This is a genomic window from Kaistia defluvii, assembly GCF_040548815.1.
GTDB lineage: Bacteria > Pseudomonadota > Alphaproteobacteria > Rhizobiales > Kaistiaceae > Kaistia > Kaistia defluvii_A.
Map to the genome: position 1 here is coordinate 2,664,345 of NZ_JBEPSM010000001.1, position 22,246 is coordinate 2,686,590.

The following is a 22,246-nucleotide window of genomic DNA, read 5'->3' on the forward strand; positions in this document are numbered from 1 at the left end:
GGGGCGGCGCGCGCCTAGCGTCGCGCCGCCTCCCGGCCCGAGAGCAGCAGCAGGGCGAGGATCAGCGTGCCGAACAGGATGCTGCGCCAGCCCGGCGAGGCGTTGACGACGGTGATTAGCGCCGTGATCGTCACCAGCAGGATGGCGCCAGGGATCGAGCCGGCATAGGTGCCGAGCCCACCCAGGATCGAGGTTCCGCCCAGCACCACGGCCGCGATCGAGGCGAGCAGGTAGGGATCGCCGATGCCGACATAGCCCTGCCCGTTCATGCCGAGCACGATGATGCCGGCAAGCCCCGACATGAAGCCGCTGATGCCATAGACGGCCATGGTGGTGCTGGCGATCGGCACGCCGGAGAGCTTGGCCGCCAGCGGACCGGCGCCCATGGCGAACAGGCGCGCGCCGAAGGGCGTCGCGTGCATGACGACCAGCACGACGACGGAGATCACCACCCAGACGAGGATGCCGGCCGGAATGCCTAGAGGCCGCGCATTGCCGACCCAACTGACGAGCGGGTTGGCCGCGGTGACGGCGCTGCCGCCGGCGATGATGATCAAAAGCCCCTGCAGGAAGGTCGCCATCGCCAGCGTCATGATCATCGGATGCACGCGCAGCAAGGCGACTCCGAGGCCGTTGACGAGGCCAATCGCCGTGGTCATGGCGAGCACGGCGAGGATCGGCGTCAGGCCCGTCGGGTCGGCGTCGATGGCGAAGAGCGGCAGTCCGACGGCGGCGACCGTGACGATCGCCGCGACCGAGAGATCGATGCCGCCGGCGATGACGACGAAGGTCTGGCCGGCCGCGACGATGCCGATGACGGCGGCGAGCTCGACCAGATAGCGCAGATGGCCATAGGCACCGAAACCGCGTGAGACGAAGCTGGCGACGATCCAGACCAGCGCCACGATGGCGAAGGTCAGGAACGGCCGGCTGGTGACGACCGCGAGGATGCGGGATCGGGACAGGAATCCGGCGTCGCGAATGCTCATCGGGCCCTCATGCGGAATTGCGGAATGGCGACGGCGCCAATGATGATCAGGCCCTGCGCCACATATTGCGCCACCGGCGTGAAGCCCAGGAAGAACATGACCGAGATCATCAGGCTGAGCAGCAGACTGCCGGCGAGCGCGCCGCGCATGGTGCCCTGGCCCCCGAGGAAGCCGATGCCGCCGAGAACGGCGGCGGCGATCGAGTTGAGCGTGAAGGAATTGCCGATGATCGGATCGCCGGAGCCGGTCTGCGCCGCGACGAACAGGCCGGCGCCGGTGCAGAGCAGGCCGCTGATCGCATAGGCAGCGATCCGCGCCGCATCGACCGGCACGCCGGAGCGATAGGCGCCAACCGGATTTTCGCCGGCGGCATAGAGGCTGAGGCCGAGCGGCGTTGCCAGATAGAGCTTCCAGAGCAGCACGACGACGACCAGCACGCCGAAGGCCGCTGGCGTGTTGCCGGCCAGCAGATCCGACAGCCAGGGCGGCATGGCCCCGCCCGGCCGCGGCAGCACCAGAAGCGCCGCGCCGGCGATGATGAACGAACCGGCCAGCGTCACGACGATGGCCGGCAGGCGCAGGCGCACGACGATGACGCCAGTTGCGGCGCCGATGCCAAGACCGACGAGGCAGACCAGCGCCGTGCCGCCGGCGACGCCGAGCGGGCCGGTCATGGTGGTGGCGGCCAGCACCGCGCCGAGGCTGACCAGCGCGCCGATGGCGAGGCTGATGCCGCCCGTCAGCATGAGGATAGCCTGCGCCATGGCGACGAGGGCAAGCGGGAACCAGCTCTGGGTGAACTTGGCGAAGCCCGATCCGGTGAAGAGGCCGTGGAACAGGAAGCCATAGGCGACCATGAAGGCCAGCACGACGACGAACAGGCCGCGCACGCCGATATTGCGCTTGGCCTGGATCGCCCAATAGAGCGAGCCCGAACGGGCGTGCGGGGAGATGGATGCGTTGCTCATGCCGCCGCCCTTTCCGGCTCGGCGCCCATGGCGGCGGCGACGATCGCCTCCTCGCTCAGTTCGCCCCGCTCAAGCAGCGTGACCACCCGCCCCTCGCGCACGACCGCGACGCGATCGCAGAGATGGACGAGCTCCGGCGTGTCGGAGCTGAGCAGCACGACCGCCTTGCCGGCGGCCGCGAAAGCGCGAAGCATGGCGTAGATCTCCCGCTTGGTCTCGACATCGACGCCGCGCGTCGGGTCGTTCAGAAGCAGCACGGCGGGATCGAGCGGCATCCATTTCGCCAGCGCGACCTTCTGCTGGTTGCCGCCCGAAAGCGCCTGCGCGGCGCGGCCGAGATCGCCCTTGATGGCGAATTGCAGCGCCAGGCCCATCGCCGTCTCGCGCTCGCGGGCGCGGCTGCGCAATTTCAGCGCCGGCATGCGGGCGAAGGCGGGCAGCATCAGATTGGTCACGATCGGATGGATCAGGTGCAGGCCCTCGCGCTTGCGGTCGGCCGGCACATAGGCGAGCCCGCGCGTATTGGCCTGGGGAACGTTGGCGGGAAGTCCCGACGCGTCGTTGATCACGGCTGAGGCCGCCTTGGCGGGAATGGCGCCATAGAGGCCGAGCAGCAGGTCTTCCTGTCCCTGCCCGACCAGGCCGCCAATGCCGACGACCTCGCCTGCGCGGACTTCGAGATCGACATCGCGCATGAGCCCGGCCGCAAACCGGTTGACGGAAACCGCGACGCGCTCGGTCCGCATGCTGTCCCAGCGCGGGAACAGGTCGCCGGGATCGCGTCCGACCATCAGCCGCACCAGCCCGGCGGCATTGACGCCCTCGAGCGGGCGGTCCGCCGTGCAGGTGCCGTCCTTCAGCACGGTAACGTGCTGGCAAAGCTGCATCACCTCGTCCAGGCGGTGCGAGATATAGAGAATGGCGATGCCCTCGCTGCGCAGCTTTTCCAGGAGCGTGGTGAGGATGCGCGTTTCGGTGGCGGAGAGCGACGAGGTGGGCTCGTCGAGGATCAGCACGCGCGGCTTGCGATAGAGCGCCTTGGCGATCTCGACCATCTGGCGGCGGCCAAGCGACAATTCCCCGACCGGCGTCGCAAGCGGTTCGTTCAGGCCGACAAGGTCGCAGGCCGCCTTCGCCCCTGCCGCCAGTGCCGGGTAGTCCACCAGCCCGAAGCGGCGCGGATAAGCGCCGAGGCCGATATTTTCCGCGATCGACAGCGAATTGGTGAGGCTCAGTTCCTGTTGCACCACCGCGATGCCGGCGCGGCGCGCCTCCGGCGGGCTGTGGCGCGAGACGGCCTTGCCGTCGATCTCGATAGTCCCGCTGTCCGGACGCAGAGCGCCGGACAGCAGGTTGATCAGCGTGGACTTGCCCGCGCCATTCTCGCCGAGCAGCGCATGGATGCGGCCCGGCTCGAGGGAGATGGACACCGAGCGCAGGACCGGGTTGCCGAAGAACGCCTTCGACACCCCGCGCGCGGCGAGGATGGGCACGGACGATGCCACGGCTCCCGCCCTACTTCTGGGCCAGAAGCTTGGCGAAGAGCTCGCGGTCATACGGCGAATAGATATAGCCGTCGGCCGGGAAGTCCTTGGCGCGGGCCAGGTACTCGTCGATGTTGGAGTTGTCGATGATCGGCAGCGGCACCTTGACGAAGGCCGGCACGTCCTTGCCTTCCAGCGCCTGCACGGCGGTATAGGCCGCAAAGGCACCCAGCCAGTTCGGCTGCATCGTCGCCCAGCTCTTCAGGCCCTTTTCCTTCCAGAGTTCCAGGAACTGGCGGGCATTCTCGCCGGTGATCGGCACCTGCTCGCGGCCCTGCTTGTCGAGGGCCAGCACGGCGCCGGCCGAAAGCGCCCCGCCGAAGGAGAGGATGCCGTCGATTTCCGGATTGGCGAACAGCAGGCTGGTCACCGCCTCCTGCGCCGGGGCAACGTTGTAGGCGGTATTGGTCTCGGCCAGGATCTGGATGCCCGGATTGGCCTTGAGCAGATCATTGCCGCCAGCGCGGCGATCGTCGCTGACCGAAACGCCGGCCGGGCCGTTCAGGATGATGATCTTGCCCTTGCCCCCCAGCGCATCGATCATGAACTTGGTGGCCTGCTCGCCCCACTGGTGCGAGTCCGTATTGACCTTGGCGGTCACGTCGTTGGTGTCGACCAGGCTGTCGAAGTTGATGATGGCGATGCCTTTGGCGCAGGCATCGGCCAGCACGCGGGCGGGCGCCGTCGACGAGCCGGCGATCAGGATGATGGCATCGACATTGGCGTCGATCATCGACTGGATCTGCTGGATCTGGACATTGGAGTCGCCCTGCGCGTCAGTCACGACGAGCTTGTCGACCAGCCCTTCCTTCTTCAGCTGCTCGACTTCCGCTTCGATCGTGCCCTGGGTCTGCTTCATCCAGGTCGGCACGGAGTAGATGTTGGCCCAGCCGAGCGTATAGGGCGCCTTGCGGTCACCCTTGATGCAGTTGGCGGCGGCGTCGGCATGCGAGGCGCCCAGAACGTTCAGAAGGATACCGAGGCCGAGCACGCTTGCGGATGCAAAAAGCGAAGACTTCTTCATGTTGTTCCCCTGGAAGGTTGTGCCTCGACGCGCAGGGAAACGACAATGCAGAATCGCGCAGCCGCCATGACGCGGCCTGTCTGCCAATCGCCGTGAACTCTCCGCCCGGGCCCCCATTTTTGTCCGATATACTAGACAGTGCGTCTGTATATCGGACAAAAGTGAGGCTAATCTGAGCCACGATATCTTTCAAGGGCCTTCGCCCGCCCGCCATCCAAGCAACGAACCAGGCATCTCATGACGGAAACCGAGACCCTAGAAAGAAGCCGGCCCGAGACAGCAACGGCAACCGGGGGCGAGCGCAAGCGCGGCATTGACCGCGTCATCATCCTGCTGGAGGCGCTGCTGCGTCAGCGGGCGCCGATGCGCGTCGGCGACATCGCCCGGCGGATCGGCGCGCCGCGCTCGACGACCTACGAGATCGTCAATCGCCTGCTCGAAGCCGACATGCTGGAGACGGTGGGAACCGACGGGCATGTCTATTTCGGCCGCGCCATGCACCTGTTCGGCTGGGCCTACAGCCACCACAACGCGCATTATCCGCGCATCATCGAGACGCTCGACCGGCTGGCCGCCGAAACCGGCGAGACGGTGCAGCTCTGCAGCCTGCGCGGCAACAAATATGTCGTGCTCGATTGCCGCGATTCCGCCGGGCCGTTCCGCATTTCCAGCCAGGTCGGCGTCGAGGTGCCGATCCCCTGGACGGCTTCGGGTCGGCTGCTTCTCAGCCACATGGACGAGGACGCGGTCCGCGCCTTCATCCCGCCAGAGGATTACCGGCTGCCGGATGGACGGTGGCTGCCGCAGGAAGAATTCCTGGAAGCCATCGCGCTGGCGCGCCAGCAGGGCTACAGCGAGAGCGCGGCGCTGGCCGACCGTTTCACCTGGTGCCTGGCGGCGCCGATCCTTGACGGACGCGGCGCCATGACCCTGACGCTCTGCTTCGTGCTGCCGATCGATACGCCGGAGGCCCGCCGCATCGAACTGCTGGCCCTGCTGCGCGAACGCGCCGCCAGCCTCGGCCTCGTCGGCGAATAGTAGCGGCTCCCCCAGGAGATCTCGTCCCTCAGTGGATGAGTGTTGCGGCAAGCACGGCGTCGGCCTAAAACGGTTTTGTAAATCGTTTTTTTCGGGACAAGCCGCGGGCTTCGTTCCGGCCGAGAGGTCGCCGTCCCATGTCGGACAAGCCGATTTCCATACGCGACGTCGCCGAGCGGGCGGGCGTGTCGCCCGGCACCGTCTCGAATGTCATGAACGGCAGCAAGCCGGTCAATCCGGCGCTCGCGGAGCGGGTCCGCCAGGCGGCGCGCGAACTGGGCTACCAGGCCGACCGGGCGGCGGCGCTGCTGCGCACCGGCAAGGCGCGGATCATCGCCGTACTGGTCCCCGATCTCGACAACCCCTTCTTCACCTCGGTGGTTTCCGCGGTCGAAACCTCGCTGCGCGACCAGGGCTACGAACTCATCGTCGCCAGTTCCAATGGCGACGAGGCGACCGAGCATTCGCGCCTCGCCGCCATGCTGGCCTGGCGCCCGGCGGGACTGGTCGTCATCCCCTGCTCCGACGACTTTTCTGCCCGCGCTCGGATCGAGCAGGCCGGCGTGCCCTATGTCATCGCCGATCGCATCACCCGCGAGCCCACCGCCGACACCGTATCGGTCGACAATGAGGACGCCGGCACCATCGGCGCGCGGCATCTGCTCGACCTTGGCCATCGCAACATCCTGGTCGCCGCCTCCGTGCTCACGCTTGGCAACATCCGCGAGCGCTGCGCCGGCATTGGCGCGACGCTGGCGCGCGCGGGCCTGCCGCCGCCCGTCGTTCTCGAGGCGGGCGGCCATTTCGAACTGGCCGCCACCCGTCTCTCGCAATGGCTCGATGCCAACCGCTGGCCGACGGCCATTCTGGCGCTGACCAATTTCACCACGCTCGGCGCGCTCGCGGCACTGGCGGAACGGCAGATCGGCATTCCGCGACCGATCTCGCTGATCGGCTTCGACGACTATGCCTGGATGCGGGCGCGCGCCACGCCGCTGACCGCGATCCGCCAGCCGGTAACGGAAATCGGCGAGGCGATCTGGGCGCGGCTCAAGGCACGGATCGATGGCGATGTTTCGCCGCCGGCGCATATCCAGCTGAAATGCAGCCTGGAGATCCGCGCCTCGACGGCCGCGCCTTCGGTAGAAGACGGAATTTCAACAGGGGCCGCTTGAGCTCCGAGACACGAGGGAGGAACCACCATGAAGAACAAGCTGGGCGTCCACGCACAGGTCTGGGTCGGCGGCTGGAGCCATGAGGAAGCGGCCCGCGCGATCGCGAGCACGGCATCGCTGGGCTACGATTATATCGAAGCGCCGGCGCTCGATCCGTCGCTCATCGACATCGACTTCACCCGCAAGGAGCTGGAGAAGGCCGGGCTCGGCATCACCACCTCGCTAGGCCTCGATGACAGCTGCGATATCTCGGCCGGCGACCCCGGCAAGAAGGCGCGCGGCGAGGCGCATCTGATGCAGGTCGTGAAGACCACGCGCGACCTCGGCGGCACCCACATCACGGGCATCCTCTATTCCGGCTTCCAGAAATATTTCACCGCCGCTACCAAGGAGGGCGTCGCCGGCGCTGTCGAAGTTCTGCAGCGCGTCGCGGAGGAAGCTGCCAAGAGCAACATCACGCTCGGCCTCGAAGTGGTGAACCGCTACGAGACCAACGTCATCAACACCGCCGCCCAGGGCGTCGAGCTCTGCAAGCGCGTCGGCATGGCCAACGTCAAGGTTCACCTCGATTGCTATCACATGAACATCGAGGAAGCCGACGCCGAGCAGGCGATCATCGATACCGGCGACTATCTCGGCTATTTCCACACCGGCGAGTCGCATCGCGGCTATCTCGGCACCGGCTCGATCGACTTCGTGAAGATCTTCCGCGGGCTGGTGAAGGCCAACTATCAAGGCCCGATCTGCTTTGAATCCTTCTCCTCCGCCGTCGCCGGCGAGCCGCTGACCGGCATTCTCGGCATCTGGCGCAATCTCTGGACCGACTCCACCGATCTCTGCCGCCACGCGATGGAGTTCACCCAGGCCCAGATGCACGCCGCCAAGCAGGCCCAGGCGATTGGGGGCAGCGTCGACTGGTAATCCAAGGAAGCCGGTGCGAGACGGGCACTCCCGCCGCACCGGCTCACTCATCGCGAGACGGGCGTCTCCGCCTTCGCCGGCACGCTCGAAACCCATAAGTTCCCCAGCGTAATGCAAGCTTAAATCTCTATCCCTGAAGGGATACGCGATTCTTAACATCGCCATAGCAAGCGAACGCAGCTGATGCTCGCCCACAATACGCTAGCCGCAACCGATCCGGCGATTCGAAAACCTCTTGACTCCAGTATCCGAACCACTAGCGTAGAATTATTACGGATTTTTAAATATCCGCTCGATGCCTGCGAAATGCAGACGGGTTATTGGCTGGCACGCGCCGGATTCCTAGCATTCCCAGCCCCTTGAGGGGCAGACGCCAGAGACGTAAGCGTTTCCGGCTTGCAATGCATGTGCTTTCAGGGGGCCCTCATCTTCCGAAATGCCCTTTCTGTCGTTCGATGGCCTCATGTCATCGGCCGGCGGAGGTGAGTTTATTGTAGACCATGAACTGGATCTTGCGAGAATGCCGCGGGGGTATCGCATGAAGATCTCTATCGAAGCCGGCTGCCCGGCTGGATCGTCTCATCGTGAACAAGCGGGTTCAACATGACGGCGCGGGGCGCGATCCTGGTAACGGGCGGCGCCGGCTATATCGGCAGCCATACCTGCAAGCAACTGGCCATGGCCGGCTACCTGCCCGTTGCTTTCGACAATCTCGCCCGCGGCCATCGCAGCGCCGTGCGCTGGGGCCCCTTGGTCGAGGGCGACATTCGCGATGTAGCGGCTCTGGAAGGCGCCATCCGGCGCTACAGGCCCGACGCCATCTGCCATATCGCCGCCCTCGCCTATGTCGGCGAGTCCGTCGCCGATCCGGCGGCCTATTATTCCAACAACGTCCTGGGCACGCTTTCCGTCCTCGACGCCGCGCGCAGGACCGGCATCGATCGGCTGGTCTTTTCCAGCAGTTGCGCGACCTATGGCGAGCCGGACGTCCTGCCCGTGCCGGAAGGTGCCGAGCAACGGCCGATCAGCCCGTATGGACGATCGAAGCTGATGGGCGAGCAGATCATCCGGGACTATGCCCACGCCTATGACAGCCGCTACGTGATCCTGCGCTATTTCAATGCCTGCGGCTGCGACCCCGCGGGCGAGATCGGCGAGTGGCACTCGCACGAGACGCATCTTGTACCGCGGGTATTGATGGCTGCCCATGGCATCCTGGCCTCGATCGAGATCTATGGCGACGATCACGCGACGCCGGACGGCACCTGTGTGCGCGACTATATCCATGTCACCGATCTGGCCCGCGCCCATGGCCTGGCGCTTGAGCATCTAGCGCGGGGTGGCGAGAACCTCGCGCTCAATCTCGGGACCGGGCAAGGCCTCTCCGTGCAGCAGATCCTCGATGCCGCCGCGCGCCAGACCGGCAATCCCGTGCCGAGCACCATCCAGCCCCGACGGCAAGGCGACCCACCGATCCTTTATGCCGACCCGAGCCTGGCGCGCCGCACGCTCGGCTTCACGACGCAGCATTCCGACATCGACACGATCCTCGGCACGGCCCTGGCCGAACTGGCCTCGCGCCAGCCGAAATCAATCGTCCAAGCGACTTAATTCGAAGTCTCGACCCCATCCGCCGGCTTCGGCGCTGTGAATACGGCACAGAAGGCGGCCCGGCCTTTGAACCCAGTTTGCGTAGGTGAGCGATGGACCCGAAATTCGAAATCGCCTCGGCCAGATCCCTGGAAAATGCGGCCATCCCGGCCTCCGCGCCGGAGCGACGGCGCAGAGGAGTCGACGCCCGCGAATATCCCTTCAAGCGCGGCTTCGACATAGTGCTGGCGGCAGCGATGCTTCTCTTGCTACTGCCGGTCGCCATTCTGATCGCGGGCTTGATCGGCCTTGGCGGCCAGCCGATCTTCTTTCGCTCGCACCGCATCGGACGCGGCGGACGCCGCTTCGCCATGTACAAGTTTCGCACGATGGAGCCCGATGCCGAGCGCAGGCTGGAGACCTATCTGGCCAACAATCCCCAGGCCCGGATCGACTACGAGTCCCGCTACAAGCTGAAAGGAGACCCTCGCGTCACGCTTCTGGGCCGCTTCCTGCGCCAGTTCAGCCTCGATGAACTGCCCCAGTTGATCAATGTCCTGAAAGGCGAGATGAGTCTGGTCGGACCGCGCCCCCGGCTGCTGCGCGAAATCGCCGACGCTGAGCGCTACAATACGCGCCATTTCGAGGCCTATTATCTCTGCCGCCCCGGCATGACGGGCCTATGGCAGGTTTCCGGCCGCTCCGACACCGATTACCACACCCGCATCCGCCTCGACGCAATCTATGTCCGGCAGATGAGCCTCCTGCAGGACCTAGCCATCCTAGCCCAGACCATTCCAGTGGTCCTGCTGGGCCGCGGCGAATACTGAAGAAGCCTTCGCCGCGGCGCGCTCGGCTAGCGCCTGCGCAACGCCGCGCGCTAAGGCGTCGAGACCTTCAGGCCGACAAGGCCGAGGATGATCAAGGCGACGCTGGCGATGCGGAACAGCGTCGCCGCCTCGCCCAGAACGAAAACGCCGACGCAGAACGCGCCGACAGCGCCGATGCCCGTCCAGATCGCATAGGCGGTGCCGAGCGGCAGCGACTTCATCGCGACCGAGAGCAGCCCGAAGCTGATGATCATGGTGACGATGGTGATGATCGTCGGGGTGAGTTTCGTGAAGCCGTCCGAGTGCTTCATCGTCGAAGCCCAGACCACCTCGAACACGCCGGCAAGCAGAAGATAAACCCAGGCCATCAGGCCCTCCACGAAAGGGCCGGGCCGTCCCGGAAATGTTACCCATGATGGGGAGGTCGTCCTCTACCCGAAAGATAGCGATGCGGCGACAGGGGAGCAAGGGTGCGAGCCTCGTAGCGAAACGCGGGCCGTGACGATGAATGCCCGCATCCTGGCAGCTCATCCGCATTTTAGTTAAAAATTTGAACTAATTCAGTCGACGGACATTGCCGGCTCGCTGTAGCCTTTGTTGACGTAGCGGGAGATGAACGGATGCGCTGGTTTTTCAGCCTGCTCCGCCGCCGTCCTCGCAGTAGCGTCTGGAGGGTGGACGGCGATGGCGACTTCGCCTGGGCGGCGGCGGGGAACGATATTTCCAAACCGCCCTGGATGAGATTGCCGGCGGAAAGACCGAGCTTGGCCACCAGATTTCCGTTGTCGCCGACCTGATCCCCGAGCGCGATCACCTTGGCCATTCGACCGCCGTCCGGGTCATGATCAGCGGCGTGCAGGTTGGAAATCTGGCGGCCTCCCATGCCGAGGCGTTGCTTCATGCGCTCGACGTCCGCGCCTTCCAGTCCGCCCGGGTCGAGGCGATGATCGTCGGCGGTTGGGTGGGCGAGGCGATGCGCGGTCGGCAGGGCGATTATTTCGTGCTTCTGGACCTGCCGCTTTGGGCGCTGGAATGGTCTGGCGACGCCAAGCCAAGCGGCAAGACGGCGGACGCCCGGCCGCAATCCTGTGCAGCCGGCGCGTCGAGCCTACCCGACGGCGCCTGACGCCCCTGCGCGCCTTCGCCGACGCGAAGCAGTCCAGTCACATCCGAGAACCAAGGCCCCCTTGGCGATCAGCCGCCGCTCCACCGATCGCGCGATTCCCGTAGCGCGCCGACGGGATCTCCGCCCCCTCCCAATCCACGGACAGAATTCCTCCGCACGCAGACTGGTCACGGTCGCCGGGGAACGCCAGTATGGTGGGCCGAAGGCCAGGAGAGCGCCCGCCCGGTCCTAGCAGCTCAGGAGGAAGGTCCGCCATGCCCACCCAATCCAAAGAAGGCGCCGATCGGCGCGACTTCCTGATGGCTTCGCTGGCGGCCGTGGGCGCGTCGGCCCTGGGCGCCAACAGCGCGAGCGCCCAGGAGCCGCCGGCATCGAGCGAGGACGCCGTGCCCAAATCGACGCACGGCACCGTCTACACCGGGGAGATCATCCAGGGAAAGAAGGTCGTCAGCGCGCTCCATGTCGAGGACCTGGAGCCCGGGCAGAAGCATCTTCTGTATTTCCAGGGCGTGGAGATGCCGAGCGGGCAGCACTGGTATGTGTCGGTCGTCGTCGTGCGGGGCGCGAAGCCCGGCAAGCGCGTCGTTCTGGTGAGCGGCGTGCATGGCGACGAAATGAGCTCCATCCACACGGTGCAGACCGTGATCAACCAACTCGACCCCGCGCAGATGGCGGGCACGGTCATGGCCGTCACGGATGTCGCGCGCCCGGCCATCGAGAGCATGCAGCGCCGATGGCCCAATTATGGCCGGGGCCAGGACCTGATCGACATGAATCGGGAATGGCCCGGCAACGAGAACGGCATCACCGCGCCCAGCCGGCATGCAGGGCTCCTGTTCAACCGGCTGCTGCGGCCCAACGCCGACGCGGCGATCGACTTCCACACCGGGACGACGGGGTTCGAAGTCGCGGCCTTCAACCTCGCCGGCATGGATGTGCTCGAGATCAAGGCGATGGTGGACCTGTTTCCGATCGGCCAGGTCTTCGACAACCACGTCTATCCCGGGGTGCTGCACAACGCGCTGGTCGACGCGGGCGTCCCGTCCTTTTGCGCGGAGGTCGGCGCTGCCCGCATCCTGGACCTCGACATGATCGCCCTGTTCGTGGAGGGCACGATGAATGTCCTCAAGCACCACGGCATCCTGGCGGGAGCGATGGGCCGCACCGGCAAGGATGTGGGCGTGTTTGTCGGCAACAGCGCCTTCCCCGTCCTGGCGACCCAGGGCGGCCTGGTGGAGCTTCTGGTCAAGCTCAACGACAAGGTCGAAGCCGGGCAGAGAATCGCGATCCAGCGCAACAGTTTCGGCGAAGTGGTGGCTGAATATTCCAGCGGCGTGGCCGGCGAGGTGACAGGCCTGCGGAGCGACGCGATGGCCGAACCCGGCAATCCCCTCGCCTTCATTCTCTTCCACCAGTCCACGTCGGATGGGGCCGAAACCTATCCCGAGTGATCCGGGACCGAAGGCTTGGGGAGGCGTCGGGACTCTGGAGGCTTCCGGAAAATCGACGACAAACCGAGGCGCGAGGCCGGCGGCTTTCAGGTCAGCGATTTCGGTGGAGAGAGGATGGTGGGCGTGACAGGGATTGAACCTGTGACCCCTACGATGTCAACGTAGTGCTCTCCCGCTGAGCTACACGCCCATCCTTCTCAACGCGACCGGCGGGACCGGCGGCGTGAGCGAGGGTATACAGGGCGATTTCCGAAGCTTCAAGCCTCGTTTTTCGACCCTGTTGAAAACTCCCTCAGGCGGCAAGCAGCCGCTCTACCTCATTGACCAGATCGCGCAGGTGGAAAGGCTTGGAAAGCACCTTCGCATCCTTGGGCGCGTTCGAATCGGGATTGAGGGCGACGGCGGCGAAGCCCGTGATGAACATCACCTTCAGATCAGGATCGAGCTCGGTGGCGCGGCGCGCCAGTTCGATGCCGTCCATCTCCGGCATGACGATATCCGTCAGCAGCAGGGTGAAGGGTTCTTCGCGGATGCGTTCATAGGCGCTGCGGCCATTGTCGAAGGACACGACATCATAGCCGGCATTCTGCAGCGCCTTCGCCAGAAAGCGGCGCATGTCATTGTCGTCTTCGGCAAGCAGGATGCGGTTCATCAGGGAATCCATGGCTGGACGGTCGATCTCGTTCGCAAGGCGCCTACTATGCGCGGCCTGGGCGATTTGGTTATTGAATTACGGCTGAACGAAGTAAAGATCGGGTGAATGGAGCGAAACTTCCCCTGCCCGAAGCGCGCCAGACGACATAGAATGGGCCTTTCGGACAGGACGCGGCCCCGGCCGCAACCGCGAGGAGAACGATCATCAACGCCGCGCCGGATTTTGCAGACGCGCTTCCCTTCGAGGTGGTGGCTCCGGCCGAGCAGCGCATACCCTTCGTGTTCAATTCGCCCCATAGCGGCCGCGTCTACCCGGCCGCTTTCCTGGAGGCCTCGAAGCTCGACGAGAAGACGATCCGCCGCTCGGAGGATACGTTCGTCGACGAATTGTTTGCGTCCGTCGTGCCGCTCGGCGCCCCCCTGATGCGGGCGCATTTTCCCCGCGCCTGGCTGGACGTGAACCGCGAGCCCTACGAACTGGACCCGCGCATGTTCGATGGCGACCTGCCGTCCTATGCCAATATCCGCTCGCTTCGGGTCGCAGGTGGCCTGGGGACGATCGCCCGCGTCGTCTCGGAAAATGTCGAGATCTATGCCGAGCCGATCCCGGTGGCGGTGGGGCTCCATCGCATCGAGACGGTCTACAAGCCCTATCACGAGACGCTGCGCCAGACGCTGGCGGCGACGCATGAGCGCTTCGGCTATTGCGTGCTGGTCGATTGCCACTCCATGCCGTCCAGCGTGCGGACCCTGCCCGGCAGGGCACGGGCCGACATCGTGCTCGGCGACCGCTATGGCACCAGCTGCGCGCCGGGCATTTCGGAAGCCGCCTATTCGATCCTGAGCGACGCGGGTTATGCGGTCGCCCGCAACAAGCCCTATGCCGGCGGCTTCATCACCGAGCATTACGGCCGACCCAGCCGCGGCCTGCATGCGCTGCAGATCGAGATCAATCGCGGGCTCTATATGAACGAGCGGACGCTGCAGCCCAATGCCGGCTATGATCGGCTCGCGGCCGACTTGGCGCGGTTCGCGGCGGCGCTTTCGAGCCTGCCGGACGCCGCGCTCTACCCGCTGGCCGAAGCGGCGGAGTAGCCCTACCCACCATCGCGAAAACGGAACTGCGGGCAGAAAAAAGGGCCGCTCGTCAAACGAGGCGGCCCAAGTCTAGGGAGGAAACGCCCAAGAAGGGCAGCGGTAGATCGACGCCAATCGATGTACCGCACCGCAATAAGTTGCGCTTGCACTGCAAAAAGATCAAGACCCTTTCCCACGCTCGCGCCCAAGTGCGACGATTCCGCCACGGTAGACGTCGCCGCGGGAGACGCGCCCCGCGAACCACTTGAAATAGACGTTTTAAATCAGATTGTTAGACAGGAACGCCTGAACGGAGCGTCGTTATGCATATAGCGCATGGCACGTCTGCAGCAGCCTTTTGGAGCCTAGAATGACCGATCCGACCCTGATTGCCTTCCTCGATCGGCTCGCTGATTCTGCCGGAAAAGCGATCATGCCGCATTTTCGCGCACTCAATTCCGTCGAGAACAAAGCGGCCACCGGCTTCGATCCGGTCACCGTCGCCGACCGCGCTTCGGAAGAGGCGCTGCGCGCGCTGATCAACGAGCATTACCCGTCGCATGGCATCATGGGCGAGGAGTTCGGCGATGAGAATCTCGACGCCGAGAACGTCTGGGTGCTCGATCCGATCGACGGCACGCGCGCTTTCATTTCCGGCCTGCCGGTCTGGGGCACGCTGATCGGCCTCACCACTGGCGGCAAGCCCTCGCTCGGCATGATGGCCCAGCCCTTCACCGGCGAGCGCTTCGCCGGCAATGGCGCACGGGCCTGGTACACCGGGCCGGAAGGCGACCGGGTCCTGAAGACGCGAGCCTGCGACAAACTTTCGGATGCCGTGCTGTTCACGACCACGCCGTCGCTGTTCAAGGGCAGCGATCGCGAGGCCTATGACCGGGTCGAGAACGAGGTCCGCCTCGCCCGCTATGGCTGCGATTGCTACGCCTATTGCATGGTGGCCGCGGGCTTTGCGGATGCCGTGATCGAGGTTGGCCTGCATGCCTATGACATCGTGGCACTGATCCCGGTGATCGAAGGCGCCGGCGGCCGGGTCACCAGCTGGGACGGCGGCTCGGCCGCATCCGGCGGCCGCGTGGTGGCATCCGGCGACGCCCGCCTTCACGACCAGATCCTGGAAACGCTGAACCGCGCAGGCTGAGCGGGGAGTTCCTCACCTCTCCGTGGGGAGAGGTGAAGAAGGCGACCTTCAGATCGACTGCAGCAGGCCACCATCGACGGCGATCGCCTGTCCGGTGATGTAGCTGGCGCGCTCGGAGGCGAGGAAGGCGGCAAGCGCGGCGAACTCTTCCGGCTCGCCGATGCGGCCGGCCGGGATCTTCGAGCCCATTGATGCGCTGGTGACTCCGACTTCCTTCATCCGGTCCGTATTGGTGTAGCCCGGCAGCAGCGCGTTGACCGTCACACCCGACGCCGCGACGTCGCGGCTGATCGCGTTGACGAGGCCGAGCAGGCCGGCGCGCAGGCCGTTGGAGACCACGAGGCCCGGCTGCGGCTCCTTGGCCGCGACGGAGGTGACGGCCAGGATACGGCCGAAGCCGTTTGCCTTCATCGCCGGCAGCGCCTCGCCGACGCTCTCGACGAAGCTCATCCAGAGATTGTTGAAGCCCGCCTGCCAGGCCTGATCGGTGATCGCCTCGAAATTGCCGGGCGCGGGACCGCCCGTATTGGTGACGAGGATATCGACGCTGCGACCGAGTTTCTCGGCTGCCTGCTGCACCAGCGCGCGGCCGGCGCCGGGCTTGGAAACGTCGCCGGCGATGCCGATGACGCCGAGTTCCTTGGCCGTCGCCTCGACGCGGGCGGGATCTCGCGCGACGATCACGACCTTGGCGCCCTCGGCCGCCAGCTCGGCCGCGATGGCGCGTCCAAGCCCGCGCGAGCCGCCGAAGACGAGGGCGGTCTTGTCGTTCAGTTTCAGGTCCATGGACGAAAAATCCTGCAGTTCGAAAGAAGGAAAGGCTCGCTGATGCGCGCCGCGAAGGCCACCCGCCCCGACCGGACGATTGGCGCTCGCTAGGCCGCGCCGTCGAGCTGCTGGCGGGCGGAGAGATAGTGCTCGATCGCCCGCGCCAGGCGGCGCACGCCTTCGGCAATCACCTCGGGCGAACTGCGGGTGAAATTGACCCGCATGGCAAAGCGGTTCTCGCCGGTGAAGTCGAAGACGCTGCTCGGGACATAGGCGACCTTCTCCTCGACCGCGAATTTGTAGAGCGCGTCGGTGTCGATCGCGTCGCCCTTCGAGCGCATCCACACGAACATGCCGCCGACCGGCACCTCCCATTCGAACCAGTCGGCAAGCCGCGCATTCGCCTCGCGCAGCAGAGCGTCGCGGCGCTCGCGATAGACCGGCACGATGGAGCGTGAATGCTGGTGGTCGAATTCGCGCTCCATCAACTCCAGCGCAATCGCCTGCGTCAGCAAACTGCCGCTGAGGTCGCTCGCCATCTTGGTCAGGGCCAGGTTCTGGATCATGCCGGGCTCGGCGATCACCCAGCCGACGCGCAGGCCCGGCACCAGGCTTTTCGAAACCGTGCCGAGATAGATCACGGGCCCGTCATAGGGGCCCGGCCGGGTGGAGCGGGCGACCGAATGGCTCAATATGCTCGGACCCGGCGAACCGTCGAGCTGGATCGAGAGATACGGGTCGTCCTCGACCAGCCAGGTGCCGGCTTCCAGCACCTTGTCGAGCAGGGCGACGCGCCGCTCCTGCGACACCAGCACGCCGGTCGGGTTGGAATAGTTCGGTACGGAATAGACGAACTTCGCCCGCGCCAGCGTGGCGTCGAAATCGGGATCGGTCAGCGTCCAGTCGAGCGGCCGATAGCTGGGAGCGCGCGGCCGCCAGGCATCGAGCGCGCCGAGATAGGTTGGCGCCTGCGCGACGATCAGTTCGCCCGGATCGACCAGAACCTTGCCGATCAGGTCGAGCGCCTGCATCGAGCCGGTAGTCAGCAGCACGTTCGCCGCCGTGAAGGTGCCGCCGGTCTCAGCCGAGGCGCGCGCCGCGATCAGCTGGCGCAGCGCCGGCAGGCCCTCGACCGGGCCATATTCCATGATCGTCGCGCCATGGCGAGCGATCGCCGCCTGCGCCGCTGCCTGCACCTCGGCGACCGGATAGAGTTCGGCCGCCGGCAGGCCGCCGGCGAGGCTGACGACGTCGGCACGACCGCCAAAGGCCAGGAACTGCTGCGAAATATCGTTGCTGGACCGGAGCCAGGCCGCCGTCTGCGGCCGGGGGGTGCTTGCCTTGGCGCTCGCCATCGTCGGAAACCTCGAAGGTTCAGGGAAGTTCGGCGGGCGCCGCGCCCGCCGGAAGCGTCAGAGCCGGGGATCGGGATCCTCGGTATTGCCGCGGCTTTCCTGCACGATCATTCGGCCGGTCGAGGCGGCATAGCGGAACTGGCAGGCCTCGACATAGTCGGGATCCTTGATCCAGGCATCGACATGCGCCTTGCTGGGGAATTCGAGGATCACCATGCGGTCGGTGAAAGGGGGGCCTTCGGCCGCAGAAACCTCGTCGCCGCGCGTCAGAAACCGGCCGCCATGCCGCTTTACGATCGGCGGCGTACGGTCGGTGTATTTCTTGTAGGTCACGGGGTCGTGGATCGCCATCGTACAGATCACATAGGCCGGCATTGTCGTCTCCCTTGTTTGCTAGACAATAGCGCTCGAATGGCGAGGGAATCCGTGCAATTTTTCGTGGGGCTTGCCTTAGCCTCGCAAGAACTCGCTTGCAGAGGCCGCTTCGTTAGGGAAAAACGCCAATGGTCGAACTCGACCCGATCGACCGCCGGATCCTCGCCGTGCTGCAGGCCGACGGCCGCATGTCCAACCTAGAAGTCGCCGAACGCGTCGGCCTGTCGCCGACGCCCTGCAGCCGGCGCATCAAGCGGCTGGAGGAGAGCGGCGTCATCCAGGGCTATTCGGCCCGAATCAACCCGCTGGCGCTCGGGCTCTCCATCTGCGTGGTGGTCAGCGTTCGCCTGGCCAAGCAGACGCCGGATGCGGCGAGCCAGTTCCTGAGCGCGATCGAGGACCGGCCGGAGATCACCGAATGCCTGCTGGTCACCGGCAGCGTTGATTATCTGCTGCGGGTCTGGGTTAGGGATATCGAAGCGCTGCGGCAGTTCATCTCCGCCGCTCTGCAGGCGATTCCCTGCGTCGCCGAGACCTCGACCATGGTCATTCTCGACACGACGAAATCGAACGGCCTGTCGACGGCGGAGACCGTGGCCAAGCGCTAGTCGAAGATCACGCCTCGCTGCCGGGTATGAACTCGTCGAAGGCGGCCCAGAACAGGCCGCGCATCGGATCGCGCTCCATCAGGATCTCGTGCCGCGCGCCGGGGATGACGATCTGCGCGCCGATCCGCATCTCGCGGGCAAAGCGCTCGATCGCAAGCGGCGACACGACCCGGTCCTCGCCGGCGGCGATCATCAGGGTCGGGATGCGGATGCTGGCAGCAAAAGCGGGATCGGCCGCCTCATTCATCGCGCGGCAGGCGGCGTGCAGCCACGAAATGGTCGGAGGGCCGACCATCAGCTCCGGCCGCGTCTGGCCGATGGCGATCGAGCGGGCGAAGCGGCGCGGATCGCTGGTGAGCGGATTGCCCTTGAAGCCGCGCTCCTCGACCTGGGCGATCTTCGAGCCGGGCGGAAAGGCATCGCCGAGGCCCAGCAGCGAAAAGCAGCCGGCCGTGAAGTTGATCAGAGCGCGCGAGGGCGCGAAGCCGCCGAAATCGAGCAGCGGCGACACCAGCACCATGCGCGCAAAAGTCTGGCGCGACCGGCGCGCGACGCGCAGGCAGACCAAGCCGCCCGTCGAATGCGCCAGCGCGAAATAGGGCGGCGGGCAGTCGGGCAGCACCACCTGCTGCATGAACGCCTCGAGATCGCGCTCGAACTCGGAGAAATCGTCGACATGGCCTTTGCGGGGGTTGGCGAGCCGCCGGTCGGAAGCGCCCTGCCCGCGCCAGTCGAAGCTCGCCACCGCGAAGCCGCGCTGCAGCAGTTCGCCGACGACTTCGTAATATTTCTCGATCGCTTCGGCGCGGCCATGGATGAGGCAGACCGTGCCCTTCCGCTGTCCCGGCGGGCGCCAGTATGCGGCGCGCAGCTTGACCCCGTCGACGGTCGTGACGGTCTGCTCGACGGCGCCTTCGGGGACGGGATTGTCAGGAGAGGATTGCAAACTCATCCGCCGCGCGGTTCCGCATTCGAGCATCGCATTCAGGGCCAACCGGTCTTAGCCGACCAACCGGGGAGCGACAAGCGATGGGCCGCAACCGGCCTCGCCCGGACAAGAAGAAACCGGCGACATCCAGGGATGTCGCCGGCTGACAGGCCGACCTCGCGCGGGGGGCGGATTCGAGATCGACCGACCGGTCAGAGCCGAATGGCTCCGGAAACGGGACTACCAGCGGCGCCAGTCATTGCCCCAACCACCGTGCCAACCGCGATCGCCGCGCCAGTCATTCTCGATCACCCGGCGGCGCACGATCTCGCCGGACCAGGAATCGACCACCACGATGACGTCCCGGCCACGCGGACCGATGGCGCGGACGATATAGGCGTCGCCGCGGCGGTTGATGATGTCGATGCGGGCGTAGCCCTGGCGGGCGAGCAACCGGTAGATCTGGCGGCCGTCAAGCTGGCGACGGGGCGGCGGCGGGCGGCGATAGTCGCGATCGTCCCGATAGCCGCGGTCGTCATTGTAACGACCGTAGCCGCCGCGCCCGCCTTCGAAGCGGTAATCCTGGGCCTGCGCCGCGATCGGCAGCAGCAGGGCGCCGACCAGCGCGGAGGTGGCGAGAATGGACTTCATCATTGATGTCTCTCCAGCGGATGCACCGAACGATCTCTTCATCGCCGGCATTGATGGTGAACCTATCCGCAGGCGCCTGAACATCATCCGAATTGGTCGTTCATATGGCGTTCAGCCTTGTGAAGAAGCCGGCGTCCACCCCCTCTTGAACCGCCCAGAACTTGTCCCCACATCCTCCTTGCGGATGCCAAAAGAGGGTCCGCGACTGAGACATGCGGCCCCGGCCATCGGATGGCGGAGCCGTCGTGAACTTCGAAACGAACCGTCGCTCCAAGGAGGACAACCATGCGTACGTTTGATCTGAGCCCGCTCTATCGCTCCACCGTCGGCTTTGACCGGCTCTTTTCCCTTCTCGACCAGGCCTCCGGCGTCGAAGCCGGCGTGCCGGGCTATCCGCCCTACAACATCGAGCGCACCGGCGAGAACGCCTATCGCATCACCATGGCGGTAGCCGGCTTCGGCGACAGCGATCTGTCGATCGAGTCGCGTGAAAACACGCTGACCGTGAAGGGCGAGAAGAAGCCTGAGGAAGGCAAGGATTCGGAAGTGCTGTATCGCGGCATCGCCGGACGTTCGTTCGAGCGCCGATTCCAGCTCGCCGACCATGTGGAAGTGAAGGGCGCCAGCCTCGAGAACGGCCTCCTGCATGTCGATCTCGTCCGCGAGATCCCCGAGGCCATGAAGCCGCGCACCATCGCGATTTCCAGCGGCAAGAATGTCAGCCAGCAGATCGAGGCCAAGGCTGCGTAAGCAGCGCCATAGCCTGAAGGATGGGGCGTCCCACGCGAGTGGGGCGCCTATTTTTTAGGCCGCATCTGCCGAAAGTATTTGCAGAAACGCATCCACTTCCGATGCTTGCGTCTGGAAACTGGTCACCAGCCGCACAAGAATTGGCTGATTGTCCAAGGGTGCGGCAATCGGTCCCGCCGTCGGCCATTCATAATAGGCAGCGCCCGCCGCACGCAGTCGGGCATCGGCACTCTTCGGGATCAATGCAAAGACCTCATTGCCCTGCGGCTGCCAGGCGAGGCTCGAGCCCGACGCCGCCTCGATGCCCTCGGCCAGCCGGCGCGCCATGGCGTTGGCATGCGACGCCAGGCCCAGCCAGTGATCCGCCTCGAGATAGGCCGAGAACTGCGCCGCGACGAATCGGCTCTTGGAAAAGAGGTGGCCGCCGCGCTTGCGATGAAACGCGAAGCCCTTCGCCTGCTCCGGATTGAAGAAGACGACAGCCTCGGCGGCAAAACAGCCATTCTTCGATCCGCCGAACGACATGACGTCGACGCCGGCGCGCCAGCTCGCCTCGGCCGGCGTGACGCCGAGCCCGGCGACCGCATTACCGAATCGCGCACCGTCCATATGGAGCGGCAGGCCGGCCTCATGCGCGACCGCGGCGAGAGCCGCGATTTCCGCAGGCATATAGGCGGTTCCGATCTCGGTCAGCTGGCTGATCGAGACCGCGGCCGGCTGGCCGTGATGAATGAAAACGGCCGGATAGAGCGCTATCGCGGCGGCGAGGTCGGCCGGCCACAGCTTGCCGTCCGCGCCATCGATCCGGTGCAATCGCGATCCGCCGCCGAAAAACTCCGGCGCTCCGCCCTCGTCGACGGCGATATGGGCGTCGCGGTGGCAGAATACGACGCCGCCCGGCTTGGAGAACTGGGCCAGGGACAGCGAGTTTGCCGCCGTTCCCGTTGCGACGAAGAACGCCGCCACCTCGCGCTCGAAGACCCGCGTGAAGGCCGCCTCGACGGCAGCCGTCAGCGGATCGTTGCCATAGGCGGGAGCATAGCCACCCGCCGCTTCGACGAGCGCGGCCGCCACCCGGTCGGACGCCCCCGTCCAGTTATCGCTTGCAAAAATCATGGCGCCATATCGCGGGGACACGCCGCCCAGCGCAACCCCCTTTGTCAACCGAACACGGTGAAAATACAGCGTCCCGGCCGCGATCGGCGTGCCCGCTCGCCGGAAGCCGCTACCGCAGCGTCCACCGCGGCTTTCGCAATTTTGTTGCGCTT

24 protein-coding genes and 1 tRNA gene are annotated in these 22,246 nt (G+C 65.7%); 11 read left to right on the plus strand and 14 right to left on the minus strand.

Annotation, left to right across the window (positions count from 1 at the left end):
• Positions 1-14: 14 nt before the first annotated feature.
• Genes ABIE08_RS12505 through ABIE08_RS12520 form a run of 4 tightly spaced genes read right to left on the minus strand, consistent with a single transcriptional unit; the run spans position 15 to position 4,525 of the window.
• Complete coding sequence (locus tag ABIE08_RS12505; RefSeq protein WP_354551343.1) at positions 15-989, minus strand: ABC transporter permease; 975 nt, start codon at positions 987-989, stop codon at positions 15-17.
• Positions 986-1,957, minus strand: coding sequence for an ABC transporter permease (locus ABIE08_RS12510; RefSeq protein ID WP_354551344.1), 972 nt, complete (start codon positions 1,955-1,957; stop codon positions 986-988). Before ABIE08_RS12510 ends, ABIE08_RS12505 begins: the two co-directional genes overlap by 4 nt.
• Positions 1,954-3,462, minus strand: a complete 1,509-nt coding sequence (locus ABIE08_RS12515) for a sugar ABC transporter ATP-binding protein (protein ID WP_354551346.1) — start codon at positions 3,460-3,462, stop codon at positions 1,954-1,956. Before ABIE08_RS12515 ends, ABIE08_RS12510 begins: the two co-directional genes overlap by 4 nt.
• Before the next feature lie 10 nt (positions 3,463-3,472).
• Positions 3,473-4,525 carry a substrate-binding domain-containing protein gene (locus ABIE08_RS12520; RefSeq protein WP_354551347.1) on the minus strand — a complete coding sequence of 351 codons (1,053 nt, stop codon included), beginning with the start codon at positions 4,523-4,525 and terminating at the stop codon, positions 3,473-3,475.
• 237 nt (positions 4,526-4,762) lie between these two features.
• Here ABIE08_RS12520 and ABIE08_RS12525 point away from each other — a divergent pair, with 237 nt between their 5' ends.
• From ABIE08_RS12525 to ABIE08_RS12545, 5 genes are all read left to right on the plus strand, one after another.
• Entirely contained in the window at positions 4,763-5,563 is an 801-nt protein-coding gene (locus tag ABIE08_RS12525; RefSeq protein ID WP_354551349.1) for an IclR family transcriptional regulator, read from the plus strand.
• Between the two features lie 137 nt (positions 5,564-5,700).
• The gene (locus tag ABIE08_RS12530; RefSeq protein ID WP_354551350.1) at positions 5,701-6,738 is read left to right on the plus strand and encodes a LacI family DNA-binding transcriptional regulator; all 1,038 of its coding nucleotides are present in this window, start codon (positions 5,701-5,703) and stop codon (positions 6,736-6,738) included.
• Between the two features lie 27 nt (positions 6,739-6,765).
• On the plus strand, positions 6,766-7,659 hold the full coding sequence (locus ABIE08_RS12535; RefSeq protein WP_266330241.1) for a sugar phosphate isomerase/epimerase family protein: 894 nt from the start codon (positions 6,766-6,768) through the stop codon (positions 7,657-7,659).
• A gap of 603 nt (positions 7,660-8,262) precedes the next feature.
• Positions 8,263-9,270 carry a UDP-glucose 4-epimerase GalE gene (gene galE / locus ABIE08_RS12540; RefSeq protein ID WP_354551351.1) on the plus strand — a complete coding sequence of 336 codons (1,008 nt, stop codon included), beginning with the start codon at positions 8,263-8,265 and terminating at the stop codon, positions 9,268-9,270.
• Positions 9,271-9,362: 92 nt separating this feature from the next.
• Entirely contained in the window at positions 9,363-10,079 is a 717-nt protein-coding gene (locus tag ABIE08_RS12545) for a sugar transferase (RefSeq protein ID WP_354551353.1), read from the plus strand.
• Between the two features lie 50 nt (positions 10,080-10,129).
• Here the strand turns inward: ABIE08_RS12545 and sugE are convergent, their stop codons facing one another.
• The gene (gene sugE, locus ABIE08_RS12550; protein ID WP_354551355.1) at positions 10,130-10,447 is read right to left on the minus strand and encodes a quaternary ammonium compound efflux SMR transporter SugE; all 318 of its coding nucleotides are present in this window, start codon (positions 10,445-10,447) and stop codon (positions 10,130-10,132) included.
• Positions 10,448-10,617: 170 nt separating this feature from the next.
• Entirely contained in the window at positions 10,618-10,902 is a 285-nt protein-coding gene (locus ABIE08_RS12555; protein ID WP_354551357.1) for a hypothetical protein, read from the minus strand.
• A 30-nt stretch (positions 10,903-10,932) separates the two neighbouring features.
• Here ABIE08_RS12555 and ABIE08_RS12560 point away from each other — a divergent pair, with 30 nt between their 5' ends.
• Positions 10,933-11,205: a hypothetical protein gene (locus ABIE08_RS12560; RefSeq protein ID WP_354551359.1), complete on the plus strand. Its 273-nt coding sequence runs from the start codon at positions 10,933-10,935 to the stop codon at positions 11,203-11,205.
• Positions 11,206-11,459: 254 nt separating this feature from the next.
• Positions 11,460-12,656: a M14 family metallopeptidase gene (locus ABIE08_RS12565; protein ID WP_354551361.1), complete on the plus strand. Its 1,197-nt coding sequence runs from the start codon at positions 11,460-11,462 to the stop codon at positions 12,654-12,656.
• Between the two features lie 115 nt (positions 12,657-12,771).
• Here ABIE08_RS12565 and ABIE08_RS12570 read toward each other — a convergent pair.
• Both ABIE08_RS12570 and cpdR read right to left on the minus strand, forming a co-directional pair.
• A tRNA-Val gene (locus ABIE08_RS12570) sits at positions 12,772-12,846 on the minus strand.
• 102 nt (positions 12,847-12,948) lie between these two features.
• Entirely contained in the window at positions 12,949-13,311 is a 363-nt protein-coding gene (cpdR, locus tag ABIE08_RS12575) for a cell cycle two-component system response regulator CpdR (protein ID WP_244670002.1), read from the minus strand.
• Between the two features lie 203 nt (positions 13,312-13,514).
• Between cpdR and ABIE08_RS12580 the strand changes: the two genes are divergently transcribed.
• Both ABIE08_RS12580 and hisN read left to right on the plus strand, forming a co-directional pair.
• Complete coding sequence (locus ABIE08_RS12580; protein ID WP_354551688.1) at positions 13,515-14,405, plus strand: N-formylglutamate amidohydrolase; 891 nt, start codon at positions 13,515-13,517, stop codon at positions 14,403-14,405.
• A 352-nt stretch (positions 14,406-14,757) separates the two neighbouring features.
• Entirely contained in the window at positions 14,758-15,543 is a 786-nt protein-coding gene (hisN, locus tag ABIE08_RS12585) for a histidinol-phosphatase (RefSeq protein ID WP_354551363.1), read from the plus strand.
• A gap of 48 nt (positions 15,544-15,591) precedes the next feature.
• Here hisN and ABIE08_RS12590 read toward each other — a convergent pair whose 3' ends face one another.
• From ABIE08_RS12590 to ABIE08_RS12600, 3 genes are all read right to left on the minus strand, one after another.
• The gene (locus ABIE08_RS12590; RefSeq protein ID WP_354551365.1) at positions 15,592-16,329 is read right to left on the minus strand and encodes an SDR family oxidoreductase; all 738 of its coding nucleotides are present in this window, start codon (positions 16,327-16,329) and stop codon (positions 15,592-15,594) included.
• An 89-nt stretch (positions 16,330-16,418) separates the two neighbouring features.
• Positions 16,419-17,666 (minus strand): PLP-dependent aminotransferase family protein, encoded by a 1,248-nt coding sequence (locus tag ABIE08_RS12595; RefSeq protein WP_354551367.1) that lies wholly within the window; start codon positions 17,664-17,666, stop codon positions 16,419-16,421.
• Between the two features lie 57 nt (positions 17,667-17,723).
• Positions 17,724-18,041, minus strand: coding sequence for a DUF1330 domain-containing protein (locus ABIE08_RS12600; RefSeq protein WP_266330250.1), 318 nt, complete (start codon positions 18,039-18,041; stop codon positions 17,724-17,726).
• 128 nt (positions 18,042-18,169) lie between these two features.
• Between ABIE08_RS12600 and ABIE08_RS12605 the strand changes: the two genes are divergently transcribed.
• On the plus strand, positions 18,170-18,649 hold the full coding sequence (locus ABIE08_RS12605) for an Lrp/AsnC family transcriptional regulator (protein WP_354551369.1): 480 nt from the start codon (positions 18,170-18,172) through the stop codon (positions 18,647-18,649).
• A gap of 7 nt (positions 18,650-18,656) precedes the next feature.
• Here ABIE08_RS12605 and ABIE08_RS12610 read toward each other — a convergent pair whose 3' ends face one another.
• A complete protein-coding gene (locus tag ABIE08_RS12610; RefSeq protein WP_354551371.1) occupies positions 18,657-19,601 on the minus strand; it encodes an alpha/beta hydrolase in 945 nt (314 codons plus the stop codon).
• 216 nt (positions 19,602-19,817) lie between these two features.
• Positions 19,818-20,231 carry a hypothetical protein gene (locus tag ABIE08_RS12615; protein WP_354551372.1) on the minus strand — a complete coding sequence of 138 codons (414 nt, stop codon included), beginning with the start codon at positions 20,229-20,231 and terminating at the stop codon, positions 19,818-19,820.
• Positions 20,232-20,513: 282 nt separating this feature from the next.
• On the opposite strand from ABIE08_RS12615, the gene ABIE08_RS12620 reads away from it, so the two are divergent.
• Positions 20,514-20,978, plus strand: coding sequence for an Hsp20 family protein (locus tag ABIE08_RS12620; RefSeq protein WP_354551374.1), 465 nt, complete (start codon positions 20,514-20,516; stop codon positions 20,976-20,978).
• Between the two features lie 54 nt (positions 20,979-21,032).
• Here the strand turns inward: ABIE08_RS12620 and ABIE08_RS12625 are convergent, their stop codons facing one another.
• Positions 21,033-22,094 (minus strand): threonine aldolase family protein, encoded by a 1,062-nt coding sequence (locus tag ABIE08_RS12625; protein ID WP_354551376.1) that lies wholly within the window; start codon positions 22,092-22,094, stop codon positions 21,033-21,035.
• Positions 22,095-22,246: the final 152 nt, after the last annotated feature.

Bases quoted from the DNA above. Each gene is read 5' to 3' on its own strand.
- ABIE08_RS12520 (WP_354551347.1), bottom strand. From the start codon at position 4,525: ATGAAGAAGTCTTCGCTTTTTGCATCCGCAAGCGTGCTCGGCCTCGGT.
- ABIE08_RS12595 (WP_354551367.1), bottom strand. From the start codon at position 17,666: ATGGCGAGCGCCAAGGCAAGCACCCCCCGGCCGCAGACGGCGGCCTGG.
- ABIE08_RS12555 (WP_354551357.1), bottom strand. From the start codon at position 10,902: ATGGCCAAGGTGATCGCGCTCGGGGATCAGGTCGGCGACAACGGAAAT.
- ABIE08_RS12610 (WP_354551371.1), bottom strand. From the start codon at position 19,601: ATGAGTTTGCAATCCTCTCCTGACAATCCCGTCCCCGAAGGCGCCGTC.
- ABIE08_RS12565 (WP_354551361.1), top strand. From the start codon at position 11,460: ATGCCCACCCAATCCAAAGAAGGCGCCGATCGGCGCGACTTCCTGATG.
- ABIE08_RS12530 (WP_354551350.1), top strand. From the start codon at position 5,701: ATGTCGGACAAGCCGATTTCCATACGCGACGTCGCCGAGCGGGCGGGC.
- ABIE08_RS12535 (WP_266330241.1), top strand. From the start codon at position 6,766: ATGAAGAACAAGCTGGGCGTCCACGCACAGGTCTGGGTCGGCGGCTGG.
- ABIE08_RS12525 (WP_354551349.1), top strand. From the start codon at position 4,763: ATGACGGAAACCGAGACCCTAGAAAGAAGCCGGCCCGAGACAGCAACG.
- galE (WP_354551351.1), top strand. From the start codon at position 8,263: ATGACGGCGCGGGGCGCGATCCTGGTAACGGGCGGCGCCGGCTATATC.
- ABIE08_RS12625 (WP_354551376.1), bottom strand. From the start codon at position 22,094: ATGATTTTTGCAAGCGATAACTGGACGGGGGCGTCCGACCGGGTGGCG.
- sugE (WP_354551355.1), bottom strand. From the start codon at position 10,447: ATGGCCTGGGTTTATCTTCTGCTTGCCGGCGTGTTCGAGGTGGTCTGG.
- ABIE08_RS12505 (WP_354551343.1), bottom strand. From the start codon at position 989: ATGAGCATTCGCGACGCCGGATTCCTGTCCCGATCCCGCATCCTCGCG.
- ABIE08_RS12545 (WP_354551353.1), top strand. From the start codon at position 9,363: ATGGACCCGAAATTCGAAATCGCCTCGGCCAGATCCCTGGAAAATGCG.
- ABIE08_RS12510 (WP_354551344.1), bottom strand. From the start codon at position 1,957: ATGAGCAACGCATCCATCTCCCCGCACGCCCGTTCGGGCTCGCTCTAT.
- ABIE08_RS12590 (WP_354551365.1), bottom strand. From the start codon at position 16,329: ATGGACCTGAAACTGAACGACAAGACCGCCCTCGTCTTCGGCGGCTCG.
- ABIE08_RS12615 (WP_354551372.1), bottom strand. From the start codon at position 20,231: ATGATGAAGTCCATTCTCGCCACCTCCGCGCTGGTCGGCGCCCTGCTG.
- ABIE08_RS12620 (WP_354551374.1), top strand. From the start codon at position 20,514: ATGCGTACGTTTGATCTGAGCCCGCTCTATCGCTCCACCGTCGGCTTT.
- ABIE08_RS12600 (WP_266330250.1), bottom strand. From the start codon at position 18,041: ATGCCGGCCTATGTGATCTGTACGATGGCGATCCACGACCCCGTGACC.
- hisN (WP_354551363.1), top strand. From the start codon at position 14,758: ATGACCGATCCGACCCTGATTGCCTTCCTCGATCGGCTCGCTGATTCT.
- ABIE08_RS12605 (WP_354551369.1), top strand. From the start codon at position 18,170: ATGGTCGAACTCGACCCGATCGACCGCCGGATCCTCGCCGTGCTGCAG.